This window comes from Terriglobales bacterium (assembly GCA_035543055.1).
GTDB lineage: Bacteria > Acidobacteriota > Terriglobia > Terriglobales > Acidobacteriaceae > JAIQFD01.
In genome coordinates, this window is sequence record DATKKJ010000231.1 from 1 (window position 1) to 3,510 (window position 3,510).

Annotated in this window: 3 protein-coding genes; 1 reads left to right on the forward strand and 2 read right to left on the reverse strand. The window is 63.6% G+C overall.

Features of this window, described 5'->3' with window-relative positions; translation table 11 throughout:
- On the forward strand, positions 1–241 hold a 241-nt coding region (locus VMS96_14835), incomplete at its 5' end, for a hypothetical protein (GenBank protein ID HVP44703.1).
- 90 nt (positions 242–331) lie between these two features.
- Here the strand turns inward: VMS96_14835 and VMS96_14840 are convergent.
- Both VMS96_14840 and VMS96_14845 read right to left on the reverse strand, forming a co-directional pair.
- Complete coding sequence (locus VMS96_14840; protein ID HVP44704.1) at positions 332–2,128, reverse strand: acyl-CoA dehydrogenase family protein; 1,797 nt, start codon at positions 2,126–2,128, stop codon at positions 332–334.
- Between the two features lie 121 nt (positions 2,129–2,249).
- Positions 2,250–3,428 carry an acetyl-CoA C-acyltransferase gene (locus VMS96_14845; GenBank protein HVP44705.1) on the reverse strand — a complete coding sequence of 393 codons (1,179 nt, stop codon included), beginning with the start codon at positions 3,426–3,428 and terminating at the stop codon, positions 2,250–2,252.
- Between the last annotated feature and the right edge of the window lie 82 nt (positions 3,429–3,510).

Here is a 3,510-nt window from a genome sequence, read left to right on the forward strand (position 1 = left end):
ACAGCAAGAGCTGGAGAGATACGAGACCATGATGGGGGTGCCGCGGGGGCGGCTGGCGGTCACCCTTGACCTGCTGACCGACGCCCTCAGCCTGGTGGGGCAGCACGGCGTCTATTGTCAGAGCAACCGCTACCCCAACCGCCCGGCCATGGACGTCGAACTGATCATGAAGCTGCTGAACGACTCCAAGACCGTGGTCAGCAGTGTGATGGAAGAGCTGAAGAAGTCGAAAGAAGAATGAAGGCGTCATGCTGAGCGGCTTCAGCCGGGAAGCATCTTGCGTGCTGCACGCCAGATCCTTCGCTTCGCTCAGGATGACGCCTTCTACGGTTTACGCGACCACGTACTTGCCGGTTTCGGTGACCCGGTCGGCGATCTGCTGCCGCAGGACGACGACGTTGACCGGCTCGAACTTGGAGAGCCGCTTCACGATCGCCATCTGGGTGCGCAGCATGTCGCCCTCGGCGCAGGCCGCCACCACCTTGCGGGCGCAGGACTCGATCTTCTCGAAGGCGGTCTGCGCGTACACCTGGGTGTAGGCGATGGCCAGCTTCGACTTGGCCTCCCCGTCGCGCTCGATCAGCTTCTCCGTGCGCAGGATGGCCGAATCCATGGCATAGCCCTGGATGACCATGTCAGCGATCGCGCCCATGATCTCCTGCTGGTCCTGCAGGGCCATCATGTACTTTTGCGAGGCGATGCCGGCCGCCAGCAGCCCCAGCTTCTTGGCGTTGCCCAGCATCTTGCGCTCGTTGGCCAGCGGGCCCTCGAGCTCCTCGCCCAAGGTCGGGCCGGCCATGACCTCGTCCATCAGCTTCTTGATGGCGGGCAGAAGCGCGATCTGGCCGCTCATCGCGCGCTTCAGCAGCCAGCCGGTGATGATGAGCCGGTTGATCTCATTGGTGCCTTCGAAGATGCGGTTGACGCGCGCGTCGCGATAGATGCGCTCCGCCGGGTATTCTTCGACGAAGCCGTAGCCGCCGAAGATCTGCACCATGTGGTCCACCACGTAGTCCAGCATCTCCGAGCCCCAGACTTTGATGATGGAGCACTCGACCGCGTACTCCTCGATGCCCTTGCGGATCTGGGTGGGGGCGTCGGCGGCCTTCTTGTCGATGTCGGAGAGGGCGGCGTCGATCATGCCCACGGTGCGGTACACCAGCGCCTCGCCCACGTACACCCCGATGGCGATGTCGGCCAGCATCTCCTTGATCAGGCCGAACTCGGAGATGGACTTGCCGAAGGCTTTGCGCTGTTTGGCGTAGGCAACGCACTGTTGCAGCGCGGCGCGGGCGCCGCCCACCGAGTGCGCGCCCAGCTTGAAGCGCCCGATGTTCAGGGTGTTGAAGGCGATGACGTGGCCCTTGCCGATCTCGCCCAGCACGTTCTCCACCGGCACTTTGCAGTCGTTGAGGATGATGGGCGTGGTCGAAGAGCCGCGGATGCCCAGTTTCTTTTCCTCCTTGCCCGCGGCGAAACCGGGGAAGTCCTTCTCCACGATGAAGGCCGTGAACTTCTCGCCGTCCACCTTGGCGAAGACGATGACCACGTCGGCGAAGCCGCCGTTGGTGATCCACATCTTCTCGCCGTTGAGCAGGTAGTGCTTGCCGTCAGGCGAGAGCACCGCCTTGGTGCGGGCGTTCATGGCGTCCGAGGCCGAGGTGGACTCGGAAAGCGCGTAGGCGCCGACGATCTCCGCCTTGGCCAGGCGCGGCAGGTACTTCTGCTTCTGTGCCTCGGTGCCGAAGTACACGATGGGCAGGGTGCCGATGCCGCAGTGCGCGCCCCAGGTGGTGGTGAAGCTGGCGTTCTTGGCGATGCGGTCGCCGACGATGGCCGACGACACCTTGTCCATGTCGGAGCCGCCGTACTCCTCCGGGACATCCACATTGGCGATGCCGATCTCGCTGGCTTTGCGCAGCAGCTCGCGCTGCAGCGCGTAGTCCTTGTGCTCGATCTTCTCGGCGTTGGGGACGATCTCGTTGAGAGAAAATTCCTCGGTGGTCTGCACGATCTGCTGGTGCTCCTCGGTGAAATCCTCCGGGGTAAACACCTGCTGGGGGTTGTGGTCTTCGATCAGCCAGCTACCGCCGGCCAGCTTGGTCTTGGGGACTGCTACGGTGGCCATGATCACCTCTAACTGGATTGCCGAACTTGCGATTTGTGATTTGCGATTTGTGATTTGACCGAACGCTCGCAGTTGGGCCGAATCACCAATCACAAATCACCAATCGCAAGTCGCGACTGGCTTACTGCACGTTCTCGAATATTCCTGCCGCGCCCATGCCGCCGCCCACGCACATGGTGACGATGCCGTACCGACCGTTGCGGCGCTTGAGTTCGCGGATGATGCTGGCGGTCAGCTTGGCGCCCGTGCAGCCCAGCGGATGCCCCAGCGCCACCGCGCCGCCGTTGGGATTGACTTTGTCCAGCGGCAGCTCGGCTTCCTTGATGACGCACAGCGACTGCGCGGCGAAGGCCTCGTTCAGCTCGATGACGTCGATGTCCGAGAGCTGAAGCCCCGCCATCTTGAGCGCTTTGGGGATGGCGAACACCGGGCCGATGCCCATCTCCTCGGGCTTGTAGCCGGCGGTGGCGAACGACACGAAGCGGGCCAGCGGCTTGATGCCCAGCGCTTTTGCTTTTTCGGCCGACATCACCACCGAGGCGGCGGCGCCATCGGACATCTGCGAGGAGTTGCCGGCGGTCACGATGCCTTTGGCGTGGAAGGCGGGCCTGAGCTTGGCCAGCGCATCCATGGTGGTATCGGCGCGCGGGCCTTCATCCACCTTGAAGATGATGTCCGTGCGCTTGGGCTTGGAGCCGTTGGGGGTGGTGAAGCTGACCGGCACGGGCACGGTCTCTTCGTCGAACTTTCCGGCGGCGATGGCGGCGAGGGCTTTCTGGTGGCTGCGGTAGCTGAACTCGTCGGCCTGCTCGCGGGTGATGTCGAAGCGCTTAGCCAGCCGCTCGGTGGTCAGTCCCATGGAGAGATAGGAGTCGGGATAGTTCTCGACCAGCCAGGGATTGCAGGAGACCTTGTGGCCGCCCATGGGGATCATGGTCATGGACTCGGTGCCGCCGGCCACGATGACCTCCGCGCCACCCGCCATGATGCGCTCCGCCGCCATGGCGATGGCCTGCAGGCCGGAGGAGCAGAAGCGGTTGATGGTCATGGCCGAGATCTCGACCGGCAGGCCGGCGCGCAGCGAGGCGATGCGGGCCACGTTCATGCCCTGTTCGGCCTCGGGCATGGCGCAACCGAGGATGACGTCCTCGATCTCGCGGGTGTCGAGCTGCGGGAGGTGGCTGAGCGCGCCCTTGATGGCGATAGCGGCCAGGTCGTCGGGCCGTGTGGCCCGCAGCGTCCCCTTGTAGGCCTTGCCGACCGGAGTGCGAACTGAGCTGGCGATTACGACTTCACGCATGAAATTCCTGCCAATCATCGACCAAACGTTCGATTTCGGTCGATTCCATCGAATTGATTGTTTCGACTGCTAGCAGTTCGTG